Here is a 25173-nt window from a genome sequence, read left to right on the forward strand (position 1 = left end):
AGTTTAACTTTTATTGTGTTGTGATCAACACGTTACCATCGAATTGAACCCACGCAATTCGTTTAATACCGATCTATCCTTCGTTTACTACATTGTAACGATACTATTTGTGCCTAAGGATAGCAATAACGATCTTTTTACAATTACTAAATTATTTTGACAACGCCGGCCCAACGGTTTAATTTTTCAAACGCATCTGCGTATAACCTAAAATAAACGCACCAGTAAAAATAAGGCCAACAAGCACCATCAAACCGGACATAACGGTCAGCCCAAAAGTAACTAATAGTGGGATCGATGTAATCAGCCACTGCAATCCTAAAACAAGCCATAGCAATTGTTGAAATGACTTTAATTTATCTTGAACGGCCACCGGATATAATTTTGTAAAAACAATACTATCATATTGATCGTAAAAAGGTAATAATTGAAAGCCGGACAGATATAATAATAACAAATATAAGATAACTGCCAGCCAAAGCTGTTTAATAAAAAATAAAATTAAAGTGCCAATCACTAAAAAGCGCATATAAAAGCCTAAATACTCCGTGCCACGCAAAAAGCCCCGACCAAATAAATACAAGTAGCTTTGCTTATGGTTTTTAGGTAATCTGTTTACTAGCCAATCCAAATACTTCCGGCGTTTGGCACTTCGTTGTAGACTTGGAATATCTGTAAATAAATTATAAATTTTTAAAATTCTAAATTGACGGCCTGTTTCTTGGACAATCACTTCTTGAAACTTTAACTGTCCCTCTAACGCCTCATTGGTCACATTACGCCGAATTAATAAGTTCAAAATAAGCGCTGCAATCACACTAATAATCGGTGTTACATAAACACCTACCCCTAAAACAATAAAACTTATAAGATAAAAATAGCCTTTTTCCATATACCAGGCTGTTTTTTTGCCAGGTACAGCATAGCAATTTAAAAATTCAAGCCATAACTGTAAATCTTTCAAAATCCATAAGGCGATGACTGCCGTTATCCCACTTGTTAATGAAAAATTAGGTGCAATAACCATTGCAAATGGAAAAACGGCGACACCAGTCAAAATTAACACTAACGTCGGTACCAATAAACTGTATTTACGCGCCGCCACTAGATAATGAAATAAGTCAGATTCTTTAGGCAGTAAAAAGGTACTGTCCGCAGATTCAAACAGCGTGGCCAAATGTCCAATTGAAAGGACAAATGTATAAATCCCGGCAATCACCAGTGGCCCCCACCAATAACTTTGCTGAATTAACTTTAAGACATTGGCATAGCCTAAAGCTAAAGCACCAATTAAAAAAATTACGGCGATTACAAAATGATCATTAAAAACCAGCCGTAAATATTTAAACTGCTGAGCTTGATGCTGTCTCAGTCGTTTTCGCCACAACTCAAGCATGGTCATCAACCGCCTCTTTACTCATTTGCAAATAAATATCATCCAAATTTGCATCCGCCATGCCAAAAGTTTCTTTTAATTCTTCTAGCGTCCCGGCAGCTTTTACTTGACCACTATTTAATAAGACAAATTGATCTGCATATTGCTGCGCTGTGGCTAAAATATGCGTGGACATCAAAATTGCTGCACCCTGGGTCTTCTTTTCTTCAACAATATCTAATAAATCATGAATTGCCAAAGGATCTAACCCTGTAAACGGTTCGTCAATGATGAATAGTTTGGCGTCGGTCATAAAGGCACAAACAATCATCACCTTTTGTTTCATCCCTTTAGAAAAATTACTTGGGAACCAATCTAATTTATTATCTAATCGAAATTTCTTTAATAGTTCCGTTGCCTTAGTCATTGTTTTTTCTTTATCAAGATCATAAGCCAAAATTGTTAGTTCAATATGTTCTTTTAAAGTTAATTCTGGATAAAGCACGGGTGTTTCTGGAACATAAGCAATTTGCTTATGATAGTCATCTTTATTTTTATTCAATGTTAGCCCATTTACTAAAATTTCGCCCTTATGGGGGAGTAATAAGCCGATAACATGCTTAATTGTCGTAGATTTCCCGGCACCGTTCAAACCAATAAGTCCCGTAATCTCGCCATCTTTTGCAACAAAAGAGACATCTTTTAAAACAGCTACATGGGCATAGCCGCCGGTTAAATTCTTAATTTCTAAGCTCAATTTTTTGCCCCTCATTTTCTAATTCTGTAAAAGTTAATCACTTTATGATAGCATGAAATTTAAAGTTTAGAAATTATTTATCTATGCAAGGAGGACTTTTTCATGGAAGATTGTATCTTTTGTAAAATTATTCGTAATGAAATTCCTAGTACAACGGTTTACGAAGATGATTATGTGAAGGCGTTTTTGGATATTTCGCAAGTTACCCCAGGCCACACACTGATGGTGCCTAAGGTTCATGTGGCCGATATCTTCGAATATGATGAAAAACTGGCGGCTGAGATTTTTGCCCGGATTCCAATCATTGCTAAAGCCATCAAGGCAAGTGATCCAAAAATTGCTGGGATGAATATCATTAATAATAACGGCGCTTTAGCTTATCAATCTGTTTTTCATTCACATATCCACTTTATTCCCCGTTATACAAAAGACGATGACTTTGCCATTCGCTTTGGTGACCACACTGACCAATATACCCCAGCGCAATTACAAACAATTGCCGACAATATTAAAGCAAATTTGGAGGTTTAACGATTAGATGGCAAATTTTTCTAAAGGCCTTTTATTAGGCGCGCTAATTGGTAGTGCTTACGGCCTATTAACTACAAAAAAAACCGGCCCTCAGCGTATCCGTAGTTTAACAGAATACGTTGGTGCCGTGACCGATGCAAGTATTGAATTTCAAGGCAGCTTAGCAGAAGTTAAGCGTGCGGTTGCTGATTTGAGTCATGAACTGCAAACAACTGCTAAAAGTGCTGCTGAAGATTTAAACGATACGATGAATACCTTTCAATTTGAAACTGAACCACGCATTAAACAGATCAATGCTGAAGTTGAAGAATTGAACGATTCTTTGAACCAAATGAAGCCATCTTAACAGTATACTCTATAAAATCTGTGAAAAATGTGTGAAAATGTAAGGAATCCTTTCTGAATTTGATATTATTTAAGGTTTAATTATGGTATATTATTCAAGAACATTACTGCATGAACAGTAAAAAATTTAGGAATTAGGATGTGTATTTTTAATGTCAAAGCGTATTAAGAAGCTTTTACTAGCTTTCGCTGGTTTAATGCTTGTTGTCGTCGCTGCTGGTTGCTCTAGCAACAGTACCGTCGCTACAACAAATGGTGGTAAGATTACCAAAGATGAATACTACGATGAAATGAAAAAATCATCTGCTGGTAAATCTACATTGCAAAACCTGATTATCACTAAAGTTCTTGAAGAACAATATGGTGATAAAGTTTCTAAGAAGGCCGTTACAAAAGAATACAACAAGTATAAGAGCCAATATGGTTCTTCATTCTCCGCAATTCTTCAACAAAATGGCTTGACTGCTTCAAGCTTCAAGAAAAACATCAGAACGAACTTATTAACTGAAGCTGCTTTAAAGGCAAACAAAAAAGTAACCAAAGCTAATCTTGAGAAACAATGGAAATCTTATCAACCAAAAGTTACCGTTGCACATATTTTAGTTGCTAAAAAAGCTGACGCTGAAGATATTATTAACCAACTAAATAACGGTGGCGATTTCACTAAGCTTGCAAAAGAATACTCAACAGACACTGCTACTAAGAATAAGGGCGGTAAATTAGCTGCATTTGATAACAGCGATACTTCCTTAGATTCTACTTTCAAAAAAGCAGCCTTCAAGTTAAAACAAGGCGAAATCACACAAACACCTGTTAAAACAGATTATGGCTATCATGTTATCAAGATGGTCAAGAATCCTGGTAAGGGTAAGATGTCTGATCATACTGCTGAATTGAAAGAACAACTTTATACTAAATGGATGCAAGATTCTACTGTCATGCAAAAAGTAATTGCCAAAGTCTTGAAGAAGGGCGACATTACAATTAAAGATGATGACCTTAAAGATATCCTTGCAGGTTATCTTGGTTCTTCTTCTAGCTCAAGTAAATAAACCAAAAAAAAATTAGTCGCATAATTATGCGGCTATTTTTTTTGGCTTATTTAAACTTATAATTTATGGTTTATAAAACTGACGCTGATCCATGGCAAAAATCCGCTGAGTGTAATGTCCACTGGGCGTGTGATTTAGAGCGTCTGAAATCATAGTCACTGAAGCATCCATCTCATCTAATTGATGTAATACCTCTGCTTCTAAAATTTTAGGAATTACTGGGGAACCATATTCCAATTTGCCATGATGGGCTAAAATCACATGGCGCAAGATAACAATTTTTTCATCATCTAAATCAAAATGCAGTTCATTACAAGCCCGACTGATCGCTTCATCAATTAAGACAATATGGCCCACTAAATTTCCTGCTAAGGTATAACTCGTTGTTTCTGCACCACTCAATTCAATGGTTTTACCAAGATCATGCAAGATGATCCCTGCATAAAGCAACGATTGATTAATGGTGGCATATTGGCGACACATCGCTTCAGCCAAATGCAACATACTAATCGTATGAAAGGCTAAGCCGCCTTCATAAGCATGATGGTTTGTTTTTGCTGCCGGATACTTAAAAAAGTCATCCCCCCGCTCATTTAATAAGTAGCGGACAATTCGATTCCATTTAGCTTCTGTAATTTTGAAAATAAAAGCATTTAATTCCGACTGCAAATCTGTTTTAGGCAAGGGCGCTTTAGGTACAAAATCCTCTGCTTTTAAAGTTTCGTTGGTCATAACGGTCATCTTATCAATTCTAATTTGTGGTTTCGTCTGATAAATTTCCCGCAAGCCCTTTAGATGGACAATACGCCCCTTTTTAAAATTAGCAATATCTTCTGGTTGTGCCGCCCAGAATTTACCTGTGATTTGCCCGGTGACATCTGAAAAAACTAAAGCAATAAATGGTTTGCCATTTTTAGCCGTTCGAATATCGGCATCCTTAATTAAAACATTCTGATCCACACGATCCCCATCTTGATAATCTCTTAAACCCTTTTCCATAAACTCTCCTTATAAACGAATCACTGTTTGTTCTTGAAATTGTGCTAAAAATTCCTGATGCGCTGTTGTAAAAATGATTTGATTTTGCTGACTAATTTCTTTAATCAGCGCAATAAGTTGTTCTTGTCGTTGTTGATCTGCATTGATTAGTGCGTCATCTAATAAAATTGGCATTTTAACAAGATCTGACAAGGTCATCGTAAATGCCAGGCGTAGTGCTAAATAAAGCTGTTCCATTGTGCCTAAAGAAAGCTCGTTCACATTAAATTCATGGGCATCCGCTGTCTGAACATAGATATTTTGATCTCTAAATAAAATCTTTTCATATTTTTCAATCGTTAAAACTTTAAAGTACCGTTCTGCCTGTTCCAAAATTTGTGGCAATCGATTTTGGCTAGCGGCTTCTAACGTTTTACGAATCCATTGGGCTGTTAGTGTTTCTAACAGATAATCTTGAATTTCATCTAACAATTCAGTTTGCAAATTAGCCAGCTGCTGCTGTAATTCTTGGAGCTTGTCGCTCGTCGCTAATTGGGCCAGATCCACTGTCAAATCGTTGGCATTTTGGCTTAATTGATTGGCCTGCTCGGTGATTTGTGCAAGTTGCTGTTTTTGACTATCTAATTGGGCCTCTAGTCCTTTTAGATTATCAAATTGATGCAATTGGTCTAAGTTAGCTTGTAACTGTTCAGATAAGAATTTATAGCGTTCTTGGTTACTGGCCACCGTTTTTAAATCTTGCGTTGCCTGTTGTAATTGCTCAAAATCAGCAAACTGATATTGCTGCAGTAATTGCTGCTGCTGCCATTTCAAATCGGCTATTTCTGCTTTTTGCTGTTTTAACCAGCCTTGAAGCTGTTCTTGGGCTAAAATCGTTTCTTGATTTTCAGCCGCATCCCGCTCATAAGTCTGCACAGCTTGTTTTAAAGTATCAAAATATGCCTTCGAAAAGATTGGTGACTGGCTCAATGATTCTTGTAAAAATTCTGTTAAATTGTCAAACGCTTTTAAAGTTTGCTGCATTTCAGCTAATTCGGACTCTTGTTTTTGAATATCCTCGGCCAATTGCGTCATTGTCGTTAATAATGGCTGTAGCTTTAGCGGATCAAATTCCGGACTCAAATTATACTTTTGGTTAATGCTTGCTAATTCCTGGGTCAAAGCTGCAATTTTTTGATTCGTATCTTGTAACTTAACGCCTAAATCATGGCGCCGGGCTTTGATCTGATCAACTTGCTGCAACATTACCTGGGCATTAGGATCTTCAGCCATATCTTCATGCTGTCGAGCCACAACAACCCGTTTTTGATAGAGGCTTAAGCCAATAATACCGACCCCCGCCAATGCAATAATTTTAACAATGCTTGGCATAAACAAACCCACAACCGTTAATAATGCCCCTAATAAAATCAAGCCATTTAAGAATTTCTGATTTTCTGCAGGAGAATCATCGGTTTGCTGCGCGGCTTGGATTTGATTTAAGTCCCGTACATATTTATTTTCCTCTAACTGCAGCTCAGTATCGCTTTGGGTCAATTGCTCTTTCAAAGCTGACTGGGTCTGCAATTGCGTATTATCTTGACTGACTAAACTCAAATCTTCACTGGATAACGGTGTCATATCCGCGGTAATCATTTCGTTACTCTGCTGTAGTTGCTGCAGCTGATCTTTATTTTCAGCAATGCGTTTTTGCAACGTTTCCCGGCGGCTAACTAACGTTTGAATATGCGGCAATTGCTGTTGAATCTTTTGATAATCTTCAGCGTATTTCACATAATTTTCATTTACAGATTGATTGGCTGCGTTTTCTGAACGCCGTTTTTCAATAAAGTCCGTTTGCAGATCAATTTTAGTTTGAATTTGCTGATATTGTTCATAAGTTGTTTCAATTTGCGCCGCATTCACCGTTTCATCCAAATGCTGCTGCAACGATAAGTATTGTTCATAGCTCGGCCATAATTGTTGCAGGTGGGTTAACGTTTGAACTCGATGGTCTGTTTCTTGCTGGCTTTGTATTAAGTAATTCAGCTTAGTTGTTACTTGATCGCTTTGTTGCTGCAAGCTCAAATATTTCGGTAAACTCCGCTTTGCTTGCGTTATTTTTTCTTCTAACTGGTGGTAATGCAACAGTTTTTGGTTAATTGGCGGTTTACGGCCGCTGGATTTATAAAGGGCCTTAGCCTCATTTTCAAAATTTTGAGCTGTGGCTAACCAATCACCACTATTAACCGCCCCAATGGCTAAAATTTGCTGCATCAATTCATTTTTATTTAGATCACTAATTTTTAACATTTCATTTGTATCAAAATAAAATAATGATTTAAATAAGTCCTTCGTTAAGGGATGAATCATTTTGTAAAATGTATCATTATCTACTTTTTGCTGATCGATAAAAGTTTCTAATTCACCGCCTGTACTGCCGCCAGTTCGCCGAAGCAATAGTTCATGCTGATTAACACTTAAAACTAATTCGCCACCATAACGCCCCGTTGTTTTAGGGATATATTGTTCATAAGGTCTCTTCTTCGTTGCAAAACCAAATAAAATACTGGTGATAAAAGCTAGTAATGTACTTTTTCCGGCTTCATTCGGTCCAAAAACAACCGTTAGATTTGAATCAAATTCAAATTCCTGTTCCACTAAATTGCCAAAACCAAAAATTTTTGCGCTTTTGATATACATTAGTCAGCAGCCTCGTCTTTCGTATTATTTAAAATCTTCAATTCAGCAGCCTGGCGTAATTCTTGCAATGCCTCCGTTTGTACAAACTTATCTGTTACAAAACGTTCCTTGTTCAAATTACCGAGCACTTCTTGTAAATTTGTTGCGCTAAAAATCTCATCAACGCTTACCTGCCAATATTTTGTATCAATTTCTGGCAAGTCCAAATCCGCATCTGCCGCAACCTGAACACTAATCGGATAAATAATCTGATCTGAATTTAATGCTTTTAATTCGGTTCGCAAAATATCTAGTAATTGACCATTAGCGGCAGCTTGTTGCGTGTTTGCATCAATCGAATCTGCCTTTAAAATAATCCGCAACAAAAAATTCGTTTTTTCTGGCAGCGAAATCAGCATGCTCTTAAGATGCTGTACCACCTCCGGTACCGTTAAACGCTGCTGATCTTCAATTGTCATTTGTTGCCATTGAAACGGTGCAACCGGCACAAAGGCAGTCGCCAAATCATTATATTGGTAATTAATTTCATAAAAACCCTTAACGCCGCTTTCATCAATGTTACGGCCCTGTAAATTACCCGCATAAATAATATCCGGCCGCCGATTTAATGCCCGCCGATGATGAATATGCCCCAAAGCCCAGTAATCATAACCTTTTTGTAACAGATCATTTAATTCAAAAGGCGCATAATTTGCATCCCCAGCACCTTTTAGCCCGCCGTGTAGTAAACCAATGGCTAAATCTGCATCTAAGCGCCGCTCAGGATAGTCCGCGGCCACATTCTCGGTAATATGCCGCTGATCGTAACTAAACCCGGTAATATCAATTTTAAAGCCTTCTGCACTAATATAGCGCATCACTTCTGGCTGTGCGCCGAATATATGCACATTTTCAGGATAAGTTAACTGTGTCGTTGTTTCATTTAAATAATCATGATTGCCAAAAATTAAATAAACTTGAATCCCCACAGCTTGTAGTCGCTGAAATTGATTTTTTAAAAACCACTGAACTTTTAAATTTTGATTTTGAGAGTCAAATGTATCCCCTGCAATCAAAATAAAAGCTACCTCATCAGCAATCGCGCGATCAATCATCCGTTCAAAAGCAGTAAACGGCGCTTGATAAAGCTTGTCACCCACGGTTTGATCAATTTGCTTCAGTCCAAAAAACGGACTATCTAAATGTGCATCTGCGCAATGAATAAATTTCATAGGCCCACCTCGTTTTATCGCAATTCTAATATCTTATTGTATCCTATACACCAAAAAAACAAAAGTTCCCTTTTGTATTAACCATTTCGAAAAAAATAAAGGGTTGAGATACAAAACAGCAACGTTTTGTCTCAGCCCCCTATTTACTTAATCCCGCCAAAGTTAAAAACTATGGTTGGTAAATATCTGAAATTGGTTTAGAGATAATCCGGTTAAGATCATCCATTAATGTGCTCATACTTCTTTCTTCAGTCATCAATTTATTAATTGTGTCGAATTTAGAAAGTTGATCACTCATATTTTGCATTTCTGTAATATCTTCTTCAGTGAAGTCTTGCCCGTTCATTTGTTTTTGTTGTAATTCCATTTGTTTTTCTTGGAATTTTTTAAATGAAGCATAAGCAAAATCGTCATTTTTAACATCTGCAAAAGCCTTTTGCAATGCTAAAAATTCAGGTGTTTGTTGTAATTCTTGTTCCAATTGGTTCGCAGTATCATAAATATTGACAGCCATAACGTTCTCCTTTAAGGTTGAGATTTTAATTGCTAAAAAACGATTTCACATCATTATACCATTCATTGGCCTTCTCTTGGGCATTCTTTAATGCATTTTTTCCATTTTCAATGCCATCTTGAATATTTGAGCCAATATCATCAAACCAATTTCCACTGCTGCCCTCATTATTATTGGCTTCAGCCGCAATTGTTGATGCTGATTTTGTATCGAAATTATAGGTTGGTGCATTAGGTAACATTTTTTCCATTTCTAATTTAAAGATTGGCGCTACCCCTTGTTCACTAGTGCCTGCCAAAAAGTGATTGGCATCCGTACTGTCAAAGCCGATCCAAGTTGCCACCACTAAATTCGGCGTATAACCCACGATCCACTGATCTTTAGTCCCATAGCCATAACTGCTTGGCACTTCAGTACTCCCAGTTTTACCCGCAACTTGATAGCCGCTTGGTTTTGCCGTTTGCCCAGTCCCATTGTTAAACACATCTAACATCATACTGGTCATTTCTTTAGCATTCTTTTTAGAAATAATCTGCTTGCTCTTCAAATCGCTATTATCCACGATGACAGCACCAGTGGCATCCACAACTTTACGAATAAAGTGCGTATTGGCTAACTTGCCTTCATTGGCAAACGCTGTATAAGCTCGAGCCATTTGATAAGGCGAAACACCTTTGCCCCAGCCACCAAAGCCCAGTGCTAAGTTTTGATCACTTTTAGGCACATTAATGCCAAATTTTTCGACCGATGCCACCCCTTTGTTCAGTCCAATTTTATCCAGCAGCCAAACTGCCGGTGCATTTTTACTTTGGGCTAAGGCAACATACATCGGTACTTCACCGGCATATTGATTGTCCGCATTAGCGGGTCGGTAATTATTTTTACCATAACTTGTCAGCTTATCTTGCAATACACTGTCATAGTGATAGCCGGCTTCTAGTGCTGGTTCATAAACAGCCAGTGGCTTCATTGTGGAGCCTGGCTGACGTTTGATCTGAGTGGCTCGATTCAAGCCTCGAAAAACATGCTCACCGCGACCGCCCACAACCGCACTCACATAACCATTCGTTGGATTAATCGCAATTGAACCGCCTTGAACCTCGGTCCCATCTGCGGCATTCGCTGGAAAAGCCCAGTTTTGTTCGAAAGCCGATTGCATTGCCTTTTGATAACTTTGATCCAAAGTTGTATAAATACGATACCCTTTATTCATGATATCCTCTTCTTTAAGCCCGTATTTATTGACAGCTTCGTCAATCACCGCATCAAAGAAGTAAGGATATTTATAACCATCTTCTTGCGTATAGGTATCATTTAAGGCCAGACTTGTTTGCTTCGTTGTATCTGCTTGTGTTTTTGTTATTTTGCCGTTATCTACCATTAAATCTAAAACTAAATTTCGCCGACTGATCGCATTATCCATATGATCAATAGGATTATAGAAACTAGGGCTACGTAAAATTGCTGCAAAGGTTGCCCCTTCAGATAGCGTCAACTCAGAAGCATTTTTACCAAAATATTTATTGGCCGCATCTTGAACACCCCAGACGCCGCTGCCAAAATAAGCGTTATTTAAGTACATCGCTAAAATATCTTTTTTGCTATAAACTCGATTAATTTCCACAGCTAAGAATATCTCTTCTAGCTTTCGTGCAAAAGTTTGCTTTTGGGTTAGTAATGCATTCTTAGCTAATTGCTGCGTAATCGTGCTCCCGCCACCGGTGATCTGACCTCGATGAACCACATAACTTACAACCGATCGCAAAATACCTTTGATATCAAACCCTGGATTTGAATAAAAGCTTCGATCCTCAGTGGAAATAACCGCATTTTGTACATTTTCGCTAATTTGGTCTAACTCCACAAAAGTCCCTTTTTGCGCATATAATGAGCCAGCTTTTTGATTATCTGCATCATAAATCGTGGTGGTGGTCTGCAGTGCAGACTTTAAATTTTGAACATCTGCTGTTTTCGCTTTGTAAGTATAAAAAACACTAATACATAAAAATAAAACTAAGCCAATTAGTAGGCACCAGCGGATCAAATGAAACCGCTGATTTACTAATCGCAGCCAATGGCCAAAACGTCCAAGGATTGCCCGCAACCAATGCCAAAAACGTTGCAGGTAAAGCTTCAACTGATCTTTAAACGAATTATTATCCATAATACACTCCAATATAATTCACAAAAACACTTTAAGTATTGTAACATTATATAATAGTTGGTACACCGTTCTTAAGATTGATTTATTAGAGATTTAATTTATTCAAAGGAGTCCAAATTCATGTTGACGCGTCAGTTCACATTACCTGCAGATTTTCAACCACTTAATATTCGTCAAGCTTTAAAGACTTGGTTCATTCCAAGAAAATGGCAGCATTTTTTACGGATTGAAAAAAACATTTTAGTTAACGGCACTTATCACCATTTTGACACTATCTTACAGCCTAATGATCAACTAACCCTTCATTTTAGTCACGTTGACTCCCAGCAGCAAGTTTATCAACCTAGTGACGGTACCCATTTAACGATTTTTTATGAAGATCAAGATTTTTTAGTTGTCGCCAAACCTAACAATATTAAAACGCATCCCAATCAACCCGATGAAACGGATACCTTGCTTAATCAAGTTGCAGGCTATTTAGCACCAAAACAGCAACAGCCCTATATTTTACATCGTTTAGATATGTATACCAGCGGCCTAATTATGATCGCAAAAAATCCCTTAGTTGTCCCGATTCTAAACGCACAACTAAGAGATAAACTGATTAAACGTAATTATTTAGCGATGGTCGCCTATAATTTTGCACTCCCAAGTCAAGGCCAAATTACTTGGCCAATCGGTCTGGATCCAAAAGATCCCCGCAAACGGATGGTCTCGGCAAATGGTTTGCCCGCTATCACTGATTTTAAAATTCTTGCTCAAAATCGAAACTACCAATTACTGCATTTGAGTTTACAAACTGGTCGCACGCATCAAATTCGTGTCCACCTCGCTGCTGAAGGCGTCCCGATTTTAGGAGACCCGCTTTATAATCCACATTCTAAAATGCCAATGATGTTTTTACATGCTTATCAAATGAAAATTCCTTTACCTTTTTCAAAAAATATTATTACGGTAACAACACCTGCCCCCAGTAGTTTTGAAAATTTATTGCGTTAAAAAAACGCTAAATCCCCTAAAAATTGGCGGATCTAGCGTTTTTTATAGCCTAAATTTTATTCCACAATATTTTCTTGAATTCGTTGATACATTCGGTCTGCGGCATTATTATCTTGTGAAATGATCACTACAGTATCATGACCAGCAACGGTGCCAACAACATCTTTTAATGGCAAATCATCAATAACTGCTGCCAAAACATTGCCGTTACTAGGTAGTGTTTTCACCACGTTCAAAAATTGAACCTGTGTCACAGATAAAACCACATTGCTAATTGTATCTTCTAAGCGCTCATCATTATTATCCGAATCTCCTTGGAAAACCATATAGCGTAAATTGCCGCTCTCATCTCTAGCTTTGACAATCTGTAAATCCCGAATATCCCGAGAAATAGTCGCCTGCGTTGCATCTACACCTTGGTCTTTTAGAAGCCCGAGCAATTCATCTTGAGTACTGACAATATGTTCATTGATGATCTGTTCTAAGATCATTTGACGTTCCGTCTTTTTCATAATTTGACCTCTTAAATTACATTTCTTCTGGACTGGTAACACCTAATAGGCTCAATGCATTTTCCAGAACTAAGCTTACTGCTTTTACTAAGCCTAACTTAGCCATCATCATCCCATCATCTTCTAAAATGCGCGTATGGGCATAATATTTATTAAAGCTCTTAGCCAAATGCAAACTATATTTTGCAATAACAGAAGGTTCATATTCCCGCAATGCGCGTTGAATCACGTTAGGATAATCATTTAACTGTTTCAAAATTTCCCAAGCTTCATCATCTTCTAAAACATAACTTGCATTTTCATCAACCGTTTTGCCACTCTTGCGTAAAATGCTTTGCGCTCTGGCATTTGTATATTGCACATACGGCCCAGTTTCACCTTCAAAACGGACAACTTCTTCTAAGTTAAAATCAAAATTATCTAATCGGTCATTTTTTAAATCATGGAAAATAACAGCGCCGACACCGACTTGTTTAGCAACCTCATCTTTATTGGCTAAAGTTGGATTCTTAGCTTCAATTTGCTGACGTGCCAAATCAATCGCATCATTTAATACTTTTTCCAATAAGATAACCCGACCTTGACGCGTTGACAGTTTTTTACCATTTTCGGTAATCAAACCAAATGGAATATGAATGATATCATCTGCCCAATCATAACCCATTTCCTTAATAATTGCCTTCAATTGTTGGAAATGTTCTCTTTGTTCATTCCCTACAACGTACAACGACTTGGCAAAATGGTACGTCCGTTTCCGATAAATTGCCGCACATAGGTCACGAGTCATATATAACGTTGCCCCATCAGACTTACGAATTAAAGCAGGATTTAAATCATATTTTGATAGATCGACAATTTCAGCGCCTTGGCTTTCTTTTAACAATTGCTTTTCAACTAATTCATTAACGGTATCTGCCATCTTATCATTATAAAACGCTTCACCATTAAAGGAGTCAAAAGTAACCCCTAACATATCATAAATTTTTTCAAATTCTTTTAATGATTCTGACCGGAACCAAGCCCATAATTTCGTAGCTTCCTCATCGCCATCTTCTAGTCGTTTGAACCATTCTCGAGCCTCATCATCCAGTTCTGGATTGGCCACATCTTCTTGATGGAACCGAACATAATATTTCAACAGATTTGTGATAGGATCAGCTTTGACTTCCGCTTCAGAACCCCATTTTTTGTAAGCTACGATTAGTTTACCAAACTGTGTGCCCCAGTCGCCTAAATGATTAATTTTGACTGGTTTATAATTTGTTTTTGCTAAAATTTTCGCAATTGAATTGCCGATAACCGTTGACCGTAAATGCCCCATAGAAATTGGTTTTGCAATATTTGGTGAAGACATATCAATGGGTACATTGGCACCATCGCCTAAATCTTGATCGCCAAAATGTGCTTTTTGAGTTAATACTTCCTGTAGAGTTACTTGACTGAAATTGGCTTTATTTAAAAAGAAATTCAAATAAGGCCCTGTTGCAACAACCTTTTCAAAAGGCGTTTGATCAATTTCTGCAACTAAATCAACCGCAATTTGCTGCGGTGCTTTGTGCAAAGTTTTCGCCAAAATGAATGTTGGAAAAGCATAATCACCTAAGCTTGAATTTTTTGGTACTTCAATTAATTTGTTAATTGTTGCTTCATCTACTGCTTGTCCCACCACTGGTGCCAAAGCTGTAATAACCTGTTGTTTAAAATCCATAATAACCTCCTAAAATCGTATAAAAAAAGCCCCTCTGTATTATACAGAAGAGACGAAATAATCCGCGGTACCACTCTAATTGACTAAAAAGTCCACTTAATATTCATTTAATTAGCATCAAAGTGCGACGGCAACTGTTAAAAGGCAAAATTCTCACTAAACATCTGCTCACTAAACTTTTGAATCAGTCACTTATTCTTTGATATTCTAGTCAATTCTAATTGAAATTAGATTGGATTGTCAACTAGAAAATACAATTTGTCATAGATCCCTAGCGAGTTACTGTATTTTATCAATTTAAAAAAATAAAAAAGCTAAATCAAAATTCAAAATTTTTGACTTAGCTCGACTATGTATTTAAAATAAAAAGCGGGTGACGAGAATCGAACTCGCGACATCAGCTTGGGAAGCTGGAATTTTACCACTAAACTACACCCGCATTGCCTTTTTATTCTATCAATAAATATTGAAAATGTAAAACACTTTTTTGACTTTTAATCAAATTCTTACTAATTTCTAATAAAAATGTACAATTCTACTTGATAAAATAGTCTCAAACCTTTAAGATTAAAATATGATTAATAAACGATACGGGCTGTAGTTTTACAACGCTCAAAATATCAATCGGAGGATTGTTTATGGATTATGATGTATCCAGTCCAAAATTTGTTTTTGGAGCCAAAAATATAAAAACACATGAAGGGTATATGATTACTTTTTTAGATATTCCAAATATTTTTGCAAAAGGCGTCACTTATGAAGAAACGGTCTATTATTCTTACCGGGTCCTCTCCAACTTTTTGACACCACTCATTGGAAAAACCGAAAGTATTGACAAATATACATTTCACAGAGTCGCAGATATGGATCTAACCGACGACTCTTTTTATTCTTTAATTTTGGCAACACCTGATTTAGATCCGCACAAAATGGAAACCTCGTTTATTCTGCCTCAAACTACTGCTGATCATGTAGGCCAAGAAGCAGATGCTTTAAGCAAACTGATCAATTATCAAAATATCTTTTAAAACCCACTGAATTCTCTTTACCAATAGCTTATAATGTAGTTAATACTTGAAAGGAATTTGATAATATGTCAGAGCATAAAGACCAGGCGAAGACACCAGATTTTCTTTGCCCTGGTTGTCACGAAAAAATCACTTATGGATTAAAAGAATGTCCTAGTTGTCATATTAAAATCTATTATCGTGATATGTCTGAAACATTTTGGAATGCACGTAAATTGAAATTATTAAAGAATAGTCCTGCTATTCAATGAGGTTCCGCCTTGACGCCGATGAGGCGTTTTTTATTTTTCATTATTTTTGCTATCTATAGCTCTAATTTCAACTTTTGATAAAGTTTCTGCTAAATACTGGAATTTTTTACGTTTTTTAAATAGTATAATTAAAGTGTCTCTTAAGATTGAACGTATCTAGTAAAGGGGTATCCATTATGAGTAACTATCGCAGTCAGCGGCTATTAGAAACTTTTGGTCTGTTACAATTTGTGAATCACGAATTTTTACCAGAGAATGTCGATATTATTGATCTGTCCGATTTTAATATTGTTGCTGGAATTTTAGATCAACAAATCAGTTGGGATTTTAACCATGGTCATTACAATACGGTGATGGCGTTATTAGATACGGTAAGATTATTGAGTAAAAATTACCAGCAATATATTGATTTAATTATTGCGGATCTCTCTGAGCTTTATATTTACAACATTAGTGCAACAATTCAACGGCCCGCAGAATTTGTCCCTGAAATAGTTACAGAACTGCGTCAGCACATTTTAGCGCTACGACTCACCCCTGAAATAATTACAGACTACTTAAAACGGATTATTGCTAATTTCCCACCAAACCCTAGTTTTTCATCAGACGACTTCATCAAAGATATTTTGAGACTTTTAGATCAGAAGAATATCTCTTTATCGTCCTTTTAAGGGTATAACTTGCTATATTTAAGCGCTAGGATTGTTTCTTTTTTGATAAAATCACATAATTTTTCCAATATAATTGACAAAATTTAAAATATTTTTTATACTAATAAAGTTGATTATTACTGGGTAATCGCCAAATGGTAAGGCAGCGGACTCTGAATCCGCAATTTGTAGGTTCGAGCCCTACTTACCCAATAAATTGATTTAAGGGTTGTCATAGGGTTGCAAAATCCTGATATGACAGCTTTTTATTTTTTACCGTTGTCATTAGTTTTGAATGATTAGGACTAAAAGTGAGCCTTGAGTGAGCCTCGAGAATCTCACAACAATAAACAATCGGCTGGACGATATGACTTAGGAATTAAAAATTATATTAACTTTTCTGCTATTTTTACTGAAGCCTTAAAAGAACGCTTGGGTTGATGCCTAGGCGTTTTTTATTTACTTAAACAAAAAGCAGTTTTACGTCTTGCTGGGGACAAAGTGAGTACAAAAACAGCACTCTAGGGCGTCATTTTACGGTTATGTAGTAAAATAAAAATGAGCATTATCTTAACTAAGACAACACTCACCTTTATTTAATTCACCGTTGCTTTAAATGTAATACCATTAGAAACATCGTCATTTGTATAGTCGATTTCAATCTTATTATTTTCAGACACTGCTTTTGGCAAATTAACCCAGAAAGTCATCTCTGCTGATTGGCCCTTTAAAACTTCAATTTGATCAGCTTCTTGGTTTAATATTGTCGCTTCTTGATTTCCTTGATAAACCGTGAATTCGTCTAACTCTGGTTCAAAATCATCATTATCGCCATAATTCTTATACTTAAGCGTGATCTGGACACCTTTTGTTTTAGATAGACTATCGTCAATTTCTCGGCCGTTTAAAAGTGTTTGCCCTTGGCTGTTAAAATCTTGAGTTGCCTGAATTAGAGTCATACCATACATTTTTTTATTTGTTAGTGTTTTTAAAATAGCCTCTTTTTGAATACTGTACTTTTTATTGTTCTGACGATTCCCCGTCTGACGCTGCAAAATATTATTATCGACTGCAACATCAGCTGTATTGGTCTTTTTAGGCGGCTTGTTATCTTCAATCGCCTCGATCTTGTCTTCAAGATGTTCATTGGCCGTTTCAGCATTGTGATATAAACCTAGACTAACGATTGCAACAATCGCCGAAATGACAAATAGCCAGAACCAAATATTTTTATAAAACCGCTGTTTTGTCATTTTCATCCCTCCTCAATTTTATTCTATATTAAATCTAGTATATTTTCATTATTTACATGAATGTTTTCTTAATATAAAATTTTATTTTATAAAATTAAAAAATAAATGGAAGGTGATCTTAAAATGAGTGAAAATATTTTTGAAACACTGGCAAAACGCTATGATACCCCAAAGCAGCAAGCATTAGCCACAACTATTCGTGCAAAAATCCAAACAAAGTTGCCCGAAACAGCTCAAAAAACGCTTCTAGATTATGGTGCTGGCACCGGTTTAATCAGCCTACCCTTAGCGAAAAAATTTAAAAAAGTCTATTTAGTAGATACAGCTGCCGAAATGCTAAAAATCAGCAAAATAAAAATTAAGCAGCAAAATCTCACTAACGTTACGCTGCAACAACAAGATTTTGCAAGCACCACGCCCACGATACAAGCAGATGTCATTTTATTATCTCTAGTTTTACTACATATTCCAGATACTAAAAAAATTTTGACTAGCCTTTATCAAACACTTCACACCAATGGCCAGCTGATCATCGTAGACTTTGACAAAAACACAGCCGTCCATCATCCAAAAATTCACAGCGGCTTTGACCACAATGCACTGGAAAAACTACTCGCCGACATTGGCTTTAAAGAAATCAACATCCAGACGTTTTATACTGGCGACAAAATTTTTATGAATCAAAAAGCAGCTTTATTTATAGCAACCAGCGTTAAATAAGCTCACATTATAAAAAAGGCAGCTTAGGTTTTTAGCCTAAACTGCCTTTTTAGTGCCCCTATAAAGGGGACACACCGACTCGCTTTAATACATATAAATTGGTGTCCGCAATAATTTCTCATAAACAAAGCTTAATCCGGTATCACTATAAGCACCATGCATTTCGCCCACTTTTTTAAAAGTAAGTTTGTGGAAAACATGCTGCATTGGCTGATTATCTTTATGTGTATCCATTCGAATACTACGGATATTAGGTCGATTTTCGCGAATTTCTGTGATTAGTGTTCTCAGAAAAGCCGAGCCATGACCTTGCCCAGCATATTTAGAATGAATCGCAACACGATGGATACTCACATAATCCACCGTATCCACCAGCCATTGGCCAGTCATATTATCATAAATTTGGTCTGGTGCAGGTGTTAAAGCTGCTGTACCAACATTATTGTAAGCGTCATCTTGATATAATACCGTGTAGCCCGCCTCGATATCTTTAACGATTTGGCGAACAGATGGATAACCTGCTTGCCATTGATCGATACCTTGCGCTGCAAGCTGCTGTTGACCATCTTTTAAAATTTTATAAATTGTATCCAAATCATGGATAGTTGCTTTTATCAGTCTCATCGGCAACGTCCCTTCACTCAAAAATTTAAAGTATCGAGTTTTTATGCTAACAAGTCTGATAAAAAATGTCAATGCAAATTTCATGTTAATATTATCATCAAAATGACTTAATTCTAATTCAAAGACGTGCTTTTATCATAATAATTCTTATTTATAAAATATATTATTTAATATAATGACTATTTTTGTGAGTAATCCACCGCTAGCATTAGGAAATCTGACAGTGACAAAACTTGCACCTTATTTTCAATACCAGCTTGATGCACCCCAAGATTCATCTGCATAAAGCAGCCTGGGTTAGCAGTAATAATGTATTGCAATTCAGGAATCGCCGTGATTTTTTGCATCTTAATATCCAAAATCTCATTAGCCGCCTCTGGTTCTACCATATTATAAATCCCAGCAGAGCCGCAACAGCTCACCCGTTCTTCCATTTCGACCAATTCTACCCCTTGCACATGCTGCAGCAATGCCCTTGGCTCTTTTGCCACATTCACCACGTTTAACTGATGACAAGAATCTTGATAGGTAATTCTTGTGGTCGGTAAACTTAATGGCAATTTCGTAAAATCTGCCTGGACTAAAATAGCTGCCAAATCCTTAACTTTCGCCGAAAAAGCCTCTGCCCGCGGTAACCAATCCGGATCATCTTTTAATAATCTTGGATACTCGATTAATTCCGCCTCACAACCCCCGGCATTATTCACAATAAAATCAACATCCATTGTTTCAAAAATCTCAATATTTTTTTGCGCCATCTTGCGCGCCAAATCTTTTTCACCACTATGATCTGCCAACGCACCGCAACAAATCTGATTTTTTGGTGAGATCACCTCACAACCCGCTAACTCTAACAGCTTTTTAGAAGTGCTATTCACATGCTGGAACATTGAGCCCATCAGACAACCCTCAAAAAAAGCAACCCGATATTTCTTAACGGCAGGTATTAGCGGTTGATAGGCCGCATTTGCTAATGGTTTTTTATAAGCGTGAACATTAGGTAAAACAGCTTCCATCGTTTGTAAACTCGTTGGGAACAAATTCATGATCCGTAAGCCATGGGCCAGTTTTTGAAGCCCTGATCTTTGATAAAACGATGTAAAATCAGCTACAAAATTTAAGCGGCCAGGATGGGGGAATAAACCACGAACAGTCATTGAACGAATTATCTTTTCTTGGCGGCTCTCTTTATGATACTCAAATAGAATTTGTTTTGCTTCCTCAATCAGTTCACCATATTCCACACCTGATGGGCAAACCGCCTCACAAGCACGACAGTCTAAACAAGTTTCGATCGTCCGGTAGAAATCTTCATCCGGTTTTTTCTCCCCATCTGCCACAGCTTTCATTAAAGCGATTCTCCCTCTTGGCGAATGGGATTCTTTGTAACCTGACGCAATATACGTGGGACAAGTTGGTAAACAAAAGCCACAGCGCATACACTGCAATAATTTATCTCGATCCAAACGTTGATCAAATGCCTGTTGGATTTCAATTTGACTGCTACGTTTAGTCATGATTCATCACCTCTTCACCATAAAGCTTTTGCGGATTTAAAATATTATCCGGATCTAACGCCTTTTTAATAGCTTGATCAGCCCGCATCCCAGCACGGCCTAATTTCCAAGGTAAATACGGTAATTTCGCTAAACCAACCCCATGTTCACCAGTTACCGTACCACCTAATTCAATTGTTTTTTGATAAATTTCATCAAAAGCCAGATGTACCCGCTTAATTTCATCCTCATCCCGCAAATCCGTTAAACAAGTGGGATGCATATTTCCATCCCCAGCATGTCCAAAAGTACCAATATATAAATTATATTTTTTAGCAGTTTCATTAACAAATTTCACTAAAGCCGCAATTTCAGAACGAGGCACTGTGGCATCTTCTAAAATCGTTGTCGGTTTAACCCGAGCCAAAGCGGATAGCGCCGTTCGTCTAGCCGCCATTAACTTAGCCCCTTCCGCCTCGTCTTTAGCCACTTGAACATCAATAGCATCCCCATCACGGCACACTTTTGCCATTGTTTTAATATCTTCATCAATTTCTCTAGGATGTCCATCTTGTTGAATTAACAACATTGCCGCAGCATCTGTCGGTAACCCCACATGGGCAAAATCCTCCACCGCTTTAATGGTCACTTGATCTAAAAACTCCATCGTCGCTGGTGTGATTTTAGCCGCAATAATATCACTAACAGATTGCGCCGCAGCTTCCATAGAACGATAAGTTGCAATCATTGTTTTATTCGTCTCAGGCACCGGCATCAATTTCAAAATCGCTTTAGTGATAATCCCCAACGTACCTTCTGAACCAACCATTAATTGTGTCAAATCTAACCCCGCCACATCCTTGGTTAGTTTGCCCCCGGTCTGTAAAACATCCCCATTGCTCAAAACGACCTCTAAACCTAAAATATAATCTTTGATGACACCATATTTTAAAGCCCGTAAGCCACCGGAGTTCTCACTGATATTGCCACCAATCGTAGAAATTTGCATCGAACCAGGATCTGGCGGGAAGAATAGACCACTCGCCGCAATATGTTGATTAATAGCCTTTGTAATAACCCCTGGCTCCACTGTTAGCGTTAAGTTTTGTTTGTCAAATTCTAATATTTTATTCATCCGGGTGAACAGCATCACCAAACCGCCCTCAACCGGTACCGTCCCGCCACTCAAATTAGAACCGCTGCCGCGGGCAACAATTGCAATATGATTTGTCCGACAAATTGCCAAAATTTGAATAATTTCTTCTTTAGAGCCCGGTGCAACAACCATCTCTGGAAGATGGTAGAATTCAGGACTTGCATCATAGCCATAAGCATAAAGATCAGTTTCTTCCAACTGCACATTTTCCGAGCCAACAATTTGCTTAATCGCTTCTATTACAGATTCTTTCAGCATAAGGCACCTCCAAAATAAAAAGTAAGCACTTTCACCATTCTGATCAAAGAATATCATATTTCACAAATTTAACAGACCCAAAACCCCTGGAAAAAAGAAACATAGGGAAGACCCTTACACTAATTAGAGCGGGAACCAACACGGGTTGATTTCGCAATATAACCTAGACTTGGCAGATAGTCGCTTGCGACATAAGACCGCTTTTGTCTTGTGAGTAAGACGTAGTTATGTAAATTATCAGTAAACTCGATCGCGTTTCAGAACCAGAGCGCAAACTAGGGCGGGAAAACCTTGAGCACTAACCTAGAATTATGAAATAAGTGCACTTCGCTTATGAATAATTCGTAGTTAGGCAAAAATTTTGCCCTAGTGAGCGCGTTTCAGAACCTAAACACAAAAAAAGACCAAGTACAAAATAAGCTGTACTTGGTCCATAGGTTTCATTGAATTCATATTTTAGACGCTAATTGCGCCATCAGACTATTCGTTTTTAAGGTCTTGGATTGCTTCTTGAATCGTACGGCCATTACCAGTCAAACGATCATCGTTTCTGCTGATAACTGTAAAAATCTGTGTGTCCGTATTCAATAAAATTCTGTATTGCATATAATTTACCTCCATTCAACGTTCCGAATGGTATACGGTAGCGAATATAAACATTATAGACGATACAATCCTAAAAGTTCTCAGCCTTAAGACTGATTTTGCTAACAAAAAGTTAGTCGCTTATTTCTTAATACGGCAGCCGAATTATAAAACAAGCGCCCTTGGGATGAACATCTTCAACTTTAATCGTGCCATGATGCTGTCTAACAATCCATTGGGCAATCGTTAAGCCTAAGCCATTACCGCCAGTATATTTATTTCGCGCTGCATCCGCACGATAAAAGCGATCGAAAATTTTTCGCTTGTCCCCATCCGAAATAACTAAACCACTATCTCCCACCGTTAATTCATAATAATTCTCCTTAGTCACTCCACTAATCCAAATACTATCGTGACTATTTGTATACTGTAACGCATTATTTAATAAAATAATGACTAATTGCTTAATTAATTTTACATCAATTTTTAAAGTAACCTGCTCATCAATTTGATAAGTTAACGCCTTTTGCTGGCTAGAAGCAATTTCTTGATAGGTACCGGCCAAAGTCGATAACCACGTTAAATCCGTCGTTATTTGTTTTTGAACCGACATCTGATCCACATCTGTCCGTGCCAACACCAAAAGATTATCTGTTAAAGTCTGAAGTCGTTTAATTTCATTTAACGTTTCCGAAATTTCATCAGCCACATCCATAATCACCTGATCAGGCTTCGTCAATAAATATTCTTGCTGGCTTTGAATTACGGCTAATGGCGCCCGTAATTCATGGGCTGCATCAGCCGTAAATTCTTTTTGCCGCTGCCACGCCCGTAAAATCGGCCGCATCGACCAGTAAGATAAGCCATAGCTAAAAATTAAAGCCAAAAGCCAAAAAATACCAATAGCAATACTGAGCGCCTTAATAAAAGCATTTAATGACTGTAATTCACCATCAATATTTTGCAAAATTAAAACATAGTGTCCGGCATACATCTTGTTTTTATTCTTTGCGGAAACCTTAATTAATAGCGTCCGAAAAGTCCCATTATTTGTTTGAATGGTCTGTTTTTTATTGACTGAACTCTTGTGTAATTTTAAATCTTGTAAATAGTAATAGTTCCGTTCACCTAAATTCAATTTATTTATAATTTTTCCTTTATTATTATAAATTAACTGAATCGCCTTAAATGGCTGATTATCCGGATTAGGTGGCTTTTTACCAGTAGGCATCGGCTGTATTGGCTTTGCCTTTTGCTTTGGCTGAGTCAAGACACTTTGTTTTTCTTGGTCCAACGTCTGATCAATATTGCGATAAACACTCGTTTTAAAAATATTAAAAATAACTAAGCCTAAAATCACAAAGAGAACCGAAAAACTGATAAATTCACCCAAAAATAAAAATAAGCGTTGCTTTTTAGCAGAGTCTTTAATCTTGAGTTTCAACTTTTAAAATATACCCCACATTCCGTAATGTCTGGATCTCAAATCCAGTTTCTTGGGAGATCTTCTTTCGCAAATTACTCATATATACCTCCACAACAGTGAGCGCTGTTGTGGCATCAAAGCCCCAAATACGATCAAACAATCGAGATTTAGTAACGATCATATTTTTGTTTTGAATAAGGTAGACTAAAATATCAAATTCTTTAGCATTCAAAATAACAGGCATATCTTGGATTAAAACTTGATGCTTGGAAATATCAACAACTAAATTACCCACCTGCAAGTTATCACTGGCTAGCAATAACCCATTACGTTTTAATAACGCCTTCACCCGGGCAATTAATTCTTCACGATGAAAAGGCTTAGTCAAATAATCGTCGGCGCCAATTTCAAAGCCTCGTAGTTTATCAGCGAGTGTGTCCTTTGCTGTTAAAACTAAAACTGGTGTTGAAATAAAATTCTGTCGCAATTCTTTTAAAATATCAAATCCATTTTTATTCGGCAACATAATATCCATAATAATTAAATCATAAATACCGCTTTGAGCTAACTTTGCCCCCTCAAAACCATCAAAACAGACCTTTGTATCTGCGAAATCAATAAAGCGCGCAATATTGCGTGCCAATTCTTGATCGTCTTCAATAATTAAAATACTTGGTTTAGTATCCATTTTCAAAATCCTTTACATCTTTTTAACTAACGGCTTTATCTTTAAAGCATAACATGTTTAATCAGCAACCGTCATGTCCCTACGCCTCTAATTTCACCGAATAAAATTGATAAAATTATGAATGTTTTGTGAACCTTTAAGAATTTTAAGGTTCATTTATGTTAACCCCTTTAAACTCATTTTCAGAAC

The 25173-nt window shown here is 37.1% G+C and carries 24 protein-coding genes and 2 tRNA genes; 9 read left to right on the top strand and 17 right to left on the bottom strand.

The features are described from left to right. Positions 1-178 precede the first annotated feature (178 nt). Both EKM93_RS03805 and EKM93_RS03810 read right to left on the bottom strand, forming a co-directional pair. Complete coding sequence (locus tag EKM93_RS03805; protein ID WP_164506979.1) at positions 179-1396, bottom strand: ABC transporter permease; 1218 nt, start codon at positions 1394-1396, stop codon at positions 179-181. After that, a complete protein-coding gene (locus EKM93_RS03810; protein ID WP_125713236.1) occupies positions 1389-2132 on the bottom strand; it encodes an ABC transporter ATP-binding protein in 744 nt (247 codons plus the stop codon). Before EKM93_RS03810 ends, EKM93_RS03805 begins: the two co-directional genes overlap by 8 nt. A 102-nt stretch (positions 2133-2234) precedes the next feature. On the opposite strand from EKM93_RS03810, the gene EKM93_RS03815 reads away from it, so the two are divergent. The 3 genes from EKM93_RS03815 (at position 2235) to EKM93_RS03825 (ending at position 4060) form a co-directional block, all read left to right on the top strand. Then, positions 2235-2663, top strand: coding sequence for an HIT family protein (locus EKM93_RS03815; RefSeq protein ID WP_125713238.1), 429 nt, complete (start codon positions 2235-2237; stop codon positions 2661-2663). Between the two features lie 7 nt (positions 2664-2670). Next, positions 2671-3009 carry a YtxH domain-containing protein gene (locus EKM93_RS03820; protein WP_125713240.1) on the top strand — a complete coding sequence of 113 codons (339 nt, stop codon included), beginning with the start codon at positions 2671-2673 and terminating at the stop codon, positions 3007-3009. 163 nt (positions 3010-3172) lie between these two features. Next, on the top strand, positions 3173-4060 hold the full coding sequence (locus EKM93_RS03825) for a peptidylprolyl isomerase PrsA (RefSeq protein WP_164506983.1): 888 nt from the start codon (positions 3173-3175) through the stop codon (positions 4058-4060). Positions 4061-4123: 63 nt separating this feature from the next. On the opposite strand, the gene EKM93_RS03830 is transcribed toward EKM93_RS03825, so the two are convergent. The 5 genes from EKM93_RS03830 to EKM93_RS03850 all read right to left on the bottom strand — a co-directional run bounded on the left by EKM93_RS03830 (position 4124) and on the right by EKM93_RS03850 (position 11630). Beyond that, complete coding sequence (locus EKM93_RS03830) at positions 4124-5059, bottom strand: 3'-5' exoribonuclease YhaM family protein (RefSeq protein WP_125713243.1); 936 nt, start codon at positions 5057-5059, stop codon at positions 4124-4126. A 9-nt stretch (positions 5060-5068) separates the two neighbouring features. Then, entirely contained in the window at positions 5069-7741 is a 2673-nt protein-coding gene (locus EKM93_RS03835; RefSeq protein ID WP_125713245.1) for an ATP-binding protein, read from the bottom strand. Then, positions 7741-8952, bottom strand: a complete 1212-nt coding sequence (locus tag EKM93_RS03840) for a metallophosphoesterase family protein (RefSeq protein ID WP_125713247.1) — start codon at positions 8950-8952, stop codon at positions 7741-7743. Before EKM93_RS03840 ends, EKM93_RS03835 begins: the two co-directional genes overlap by 1 nt. A 169-nt stretch (positions 8953-9121) precedes the next feature. Beyond that, positions 9122-9466 carry a YlbF family regulator gene (locus tag EKM93_RS03845; protein ID WP_125713249.1) on the bottom strand — a complete coding sequence of 115 codons (345 nt, stop codon included), beginning with the start codon at positions 9464-9466 and terminating at the stop codon, positions 9122-9124. Between the two features lie 25 nt (positions 9467-9491). After that, on the bottom strand, positions 9492-11630 hold the full coding sequence (locus EKM93_RS03850; RefSeq protein ID WP_125713251.1) for a PBP1A family penicillin-binding protein: 2139 nt from the start codon (positions 11628-11630) through the stop codon (positions 9492-9494). Positions 11631-11750: 120 nt separating this feature from the next. Between EKM93_RS03850 and EKM93_RS03855 the strand changes: the two genes are divergently transcribed. After that, the gene (locus EKM93_RS03855; protein ID WP_164506980.1) at positions 11751-12629 is read left to right on the top strand and encodes an RluA family pseudouridine synthase; all 879 of its coding nucleotides are present in this window, start codon (positions 11751-11753) and stop codon (positions 12627-12629) included. 56 nt (positions 12630-12685) lie between these two features. Here the strand turns inward: EKM93_RS03855 and argR are convergent, their stop codons facing one another. The 3 genes from argR to EKM93_RS03870 all read right to left on the bottom strand — a co-directional run bounded on the left by argR (position 12686) and on the right by EKM93_RS03870 (position 15288). Continuing rightward, a complete protein-coding gene (argR, locus tag EKM93_RS03860; protein WP_125713253.1) occupies positions 12686-13141 on the bottom strand; it encodes an arginine repressor in 456 nt (151 codons plus the stop codon). A 16-nt stretch (positions 13142-13157) separates the two neighbouring features. After that, on the bottom strand, positions 13158-14849 hold the full coding sequence (gene argS, locus EKM93_RS03865; RefSeq protein WP_125713254.1) for an arginine--tRNA ligase: 1692 nt from the start codon (positions 14847-14849) through the stop codon (positions 13158-13160). Positions 14850-15217: 368 nt separating this feature from the next. Then, a tRNA-Gly gene (locus tag EKM93_RS03870) sits at positions 15218-15288 on the bottom strand. 199 nt (positions 15289-15487) lie between these two features. Between EKM93_RS03870 and EKM93_RS03875 the strand changes: the two genes are divergently transcribed. From EKM93_RS03875 to EKM93_RS03890, 4 genes are all read left to right on the top strand, one after another. Then, a complete protein-coding gene (locus EKM93_RS03875; protein ID WP_125713256.1) occupies positions 15488-15877 on the top strand; it encodes a hypothetical protein in 390 nt (129 codons plus the stop codon). 65 nt (positions 15878-15942) lie between these two features. Then, a complete protein-coding gene (locus EKM93_RS03880) occupies positions 15943-16128 on the top strand; it encodes a hypothetical protein (RefSeq protein WP_125713258.1) in 186 nt (61 codons plus the stop codon). 176 nt (positions 16129-16304) lie between these two features. After that, positions 16305-16799 carry a hypothetical protein gene (locus EKM93_RS03885; protein WP_125713260.1) on the top strand — a complete coding sequence of 165 codons (495 nt, stop codon included), beginning with the start codon at positions 16305-16307 and terminating at the stop codon, positions 16797-16799. A gap of 120 nt (positions 16800-16919) precedes the next feature. Continuing rightward, positions 16920-16991, top strand: a tRNA-Gln gene (locus EKM93_RS03890). A gap of 383 nt (positions 16992-17374) precedes the next feature. Here the strand turns inward: EKM93_RS03890 and EKM93_RS03895 are convergent. Further along, positions 17375-18031 (bottom strand): hypothetical protein, encoded by a 657-nt coding sequence (locus EKM93_RS03895; protein ID WP_125713262.1) that lies wholly within the window; start codon positions 18029-18031, stop codon positions 17375-17377. Between the two features lie 123 nt (positions 18032-18154). Between EKM93_RS03895 and EKM93_RS03900 the strand changes: the two genes are divergently transcribed. Continuing rightward, on the top strand, positions 18155-18751 hold the full coding sequence (locus EKM93_RS03900; protein WP_125713264.1) for a class I SAM-dependent methyltransferase: 597 nt from the start codon (positions 18155-18157) through the stop codon (positions 18749-18751). 84 nt (positions 18752-18835) lie between these two features. Here the strand turns inward: EKM93_RS03900 and EKM93_RS03905 are convergent, their stop codons facing one another. From EKM93_RS03905 to EKM93_RS03925, 6 genes are all read right to left on the bottom strand, one after another. Continuing rightward, positions 18836-19375: a GNAT family N-acetyltransferase gene (locus EKM93_RS03905; RefSeq protein WP_125713266.1), complete on the bottom strand. Its 540-nt coding sequence runs from the start codon at positions 19373-19375 to the stop codon at positions 18836-18838. Positions 19376-19554: 179 nt separating this feature from the next. After that, a complete protein-coding gene (locus EKM93_RS03910; RefSeq protein WP_125713268.1) occupies positions 19555-20892 on the bottom strand; it encodes a (Fe-S)-binding protein in 1338 nt (445 codons plus the stop codon). Then, positions 20885-22285 carry an FAD-linked oxidase C-terminal domain-containing protein gene (locus EKM93_RS03915; protein ID WP_125713271.1) on the bottom strand — a complete coding sequence of 467 codons (1401 nt, stop codon included), beginning with the start codon at positions 22283-22285 and terminating at the stop codon, positions 20885-20887. The genes EKM93_RS03910 and EKM93_RS03915 overlap by 8 nt, the downstream gene beginning before the upstream one ends. 480 nt (positions 22286-22765) lie before the next feature. Then, complete coding sequence (locus EKM93_RS13715) at positions 22766-22891, bottom strand: hypothetical protein (protein WP_263853564.1); 126 nt, start codon at positions 22889-22891, stop codon at positions 22766-22768. Positions 22892-23018: 127 nt separating this feature from the next. Beyond that, positions 23019-24314 (bottom strand): sensor histidine kinase, encoded by a 1296-nt coding sequence (locus tag EKM93_RS03920; RefSeq protein ID WP_225423617.1) that lies wholly within the window; start codon positions 24312-24314, stop codon positions 23019-23021. Continuing rightward, positions 24298-24984 carry a response regulator transcription factor gene (locus EKM93_RS03925; protein ID WP_125713273.1) on the bottom strand — a complete coding sequence of 229 codons (687 nt, stop codon included), beginning with the start codon at positions 24982-24984 and terminating at the stop codon, positions 24298-24300. Before EKM93_RS03925 ends, EKM93_RS03920 begins: the two co-directional genes overlap by 17 nt. Positions 24985-25173: the final 189 nt, after the last annotated feature.

Origin of the sequence: Agrilactobacillus yilanensis (assembly GCF_003946725.1) — a bacterium.
GTDB lineage: Bacteria > Bacillota > Bacilli > Lactobacillales > Lactobacillaceae > Agrilactobacillus > Agrilactobacillus yilanensis.

What these genes read in the sequence shown, in the direction of transcription:
- EKM93_RS03850 (WP_125713251.1), bottom strand. Translation starts at nt 11,630, where the DNA reads ATGGATAATAATTCGTTTAAAGATCAGTTGAAGCTTTACCTGCAACGT.
- EKM93_RS03905 (WP_125713266.1), bottom strand. Translation starts at nt 19,375, where the DNA reads ATGAGACTGATAAAAGCAACTATCCATGATTTGGATACAATTTATAAA.
- argS (WP_125713254.1), bottom strand. Translation starts at nt 14,849, where the DNA reads ATGGATTTTAAACAACAGGTTATTACAGCTTTGGCACCAGTGGTGGGA.
- EKM93_RS03835 (WP_125713245.1), bottom strand. Translation starts at nt 7,741, where the DNA reads ATGTATATCAAAAGCGCAAAAATTTTTGGTTTTGGCAATTTAGTGGAA.
- EKM93_RS03895 (WP_125713262.1), bottom strand. Translation starts at nt 18,031, where the DNA reads ATGACAAAACAGCGGTTTTATAAAAATATTTGGTTCTGGCTATTTGTC.
- EKM93_RS03855 (WP_164506980.1), top strand. Translation starts at nt 11,751, where the DNA reads ATGTTGACGCGTCAGTTCACATTACCTGCAGATTTTCAACCACTTAAT.
- EKM93_RS03900 (WP_125713264.1), top strand. Translation starts at nt 18,155, where the DNA reads ATGAGTGAAAATATTTTTGAAACACTGGCAAAACGCTATGATACCCCA.
- EKM93_RS03910 (WP_125713268.1), bottom strand. Translation starts at nt 20,892, where the DNA reads ATGACTAAACGTAGCAGTCAAATTGAAATCCAACAGGCATTTGATCAA.
- EKM93_RS03845 (WP_125713249.1), bottom strand. Translation starts at nt 9,466, where the DNA reads ATGGCTGTCAATATTTATGATACTGCGAACCAATTGGAACAAGAATTA.
- EKM93_RS03885 (WP_125713260.1), top strand. Translation starts at nt 16,305, where the DNA reads ATGAGTAACTATCGCAGTCAGCGGCTATTAGAAACTTTTGGTCTGTTA.
- EKM93_RS03805 (WP_164506979.1), bottom strand. Translation starts at nt 1,396, where the DNA reads ATGCTTGAGTTGTGGCGAAAACGACTGAGACAGCATCAAGCTCAGCAG.
- EKM93_RS03840 (WP_125713247.1), bottom strand. Translation starts at nt 8,952, where the DNA reads ATGAAATTTATTCATTGCGCAGATGCACATTTAGATAGTCCGTTTTTT.
- EKM93_RS03830 (WP_125713243.1), bottom strand. Translation starts at nt 5,059, where the DNA reads ATGGAAAAGGGTTTAAGAGATTATCAAGATGGGGATCGTGTGGATCAG.
- EKM93_RS03875 (WP_125713256.1), top strand. Translation starts at nt 15,488, where the DNA reads ATGGATTATGATGTATCCAGTCCAAAATTTGTTTTTGGAGCCAAAAAT.
- EKM93_RS03925 (WP_125713273.1), bottom strand. Translation starts at nt 24,984, where the DNA reads ATGGATACTAAACCAAGTATTTTAATTATTGAAGACGATCAAGAATTG.
- EKM93_RS03915 (WP_125713271.1), bottom strand. Translation starts at nt 22,285, where the DNA reads ATGCTGAAAGAATCTGTAATAGAAGCGATTAAGCAAATTGTTGGCTCG.
- EKM93_RS03880 (WP_125713258.1), top strand. Translation starts at nt 15,943, where the DNA reads ATGTCAGAGCATAAAGACCAGGCGAAGACACCAGATTTTCTTTGCCCT.
- EKM93_RS03820 (WP_125713240.1), top strand. Translation starts at nt 2,671, where the DNA reads ATGGCAAATTTTTCTAAAGGCCTTTTATTAGGCGCGCTAATTGGTAGT.
- EKM93_RS13715 (WP_263853564.1), bottom strand. Translation starts at nt 22,891, where the DNA reads ATGCAATACAGAATTTTATTGAATACGGACACACAGATTTTTACAGTT.
- EKM93_RS03815 (WP_125713238.1), top strand. Translation starts at nt 2,235, where the DNA reads ATGGAAGATTGTATCTTTTGTAAAATTATTCGTAATGAAATTCCTAGT.
- argR (WP_125713253.1), bottom strand. Translation starts at nt 13,141, where the DNA reads ATGAAAAAGACGGAACGTCAAATGATCTTAGAACAGATCATCAATGAA.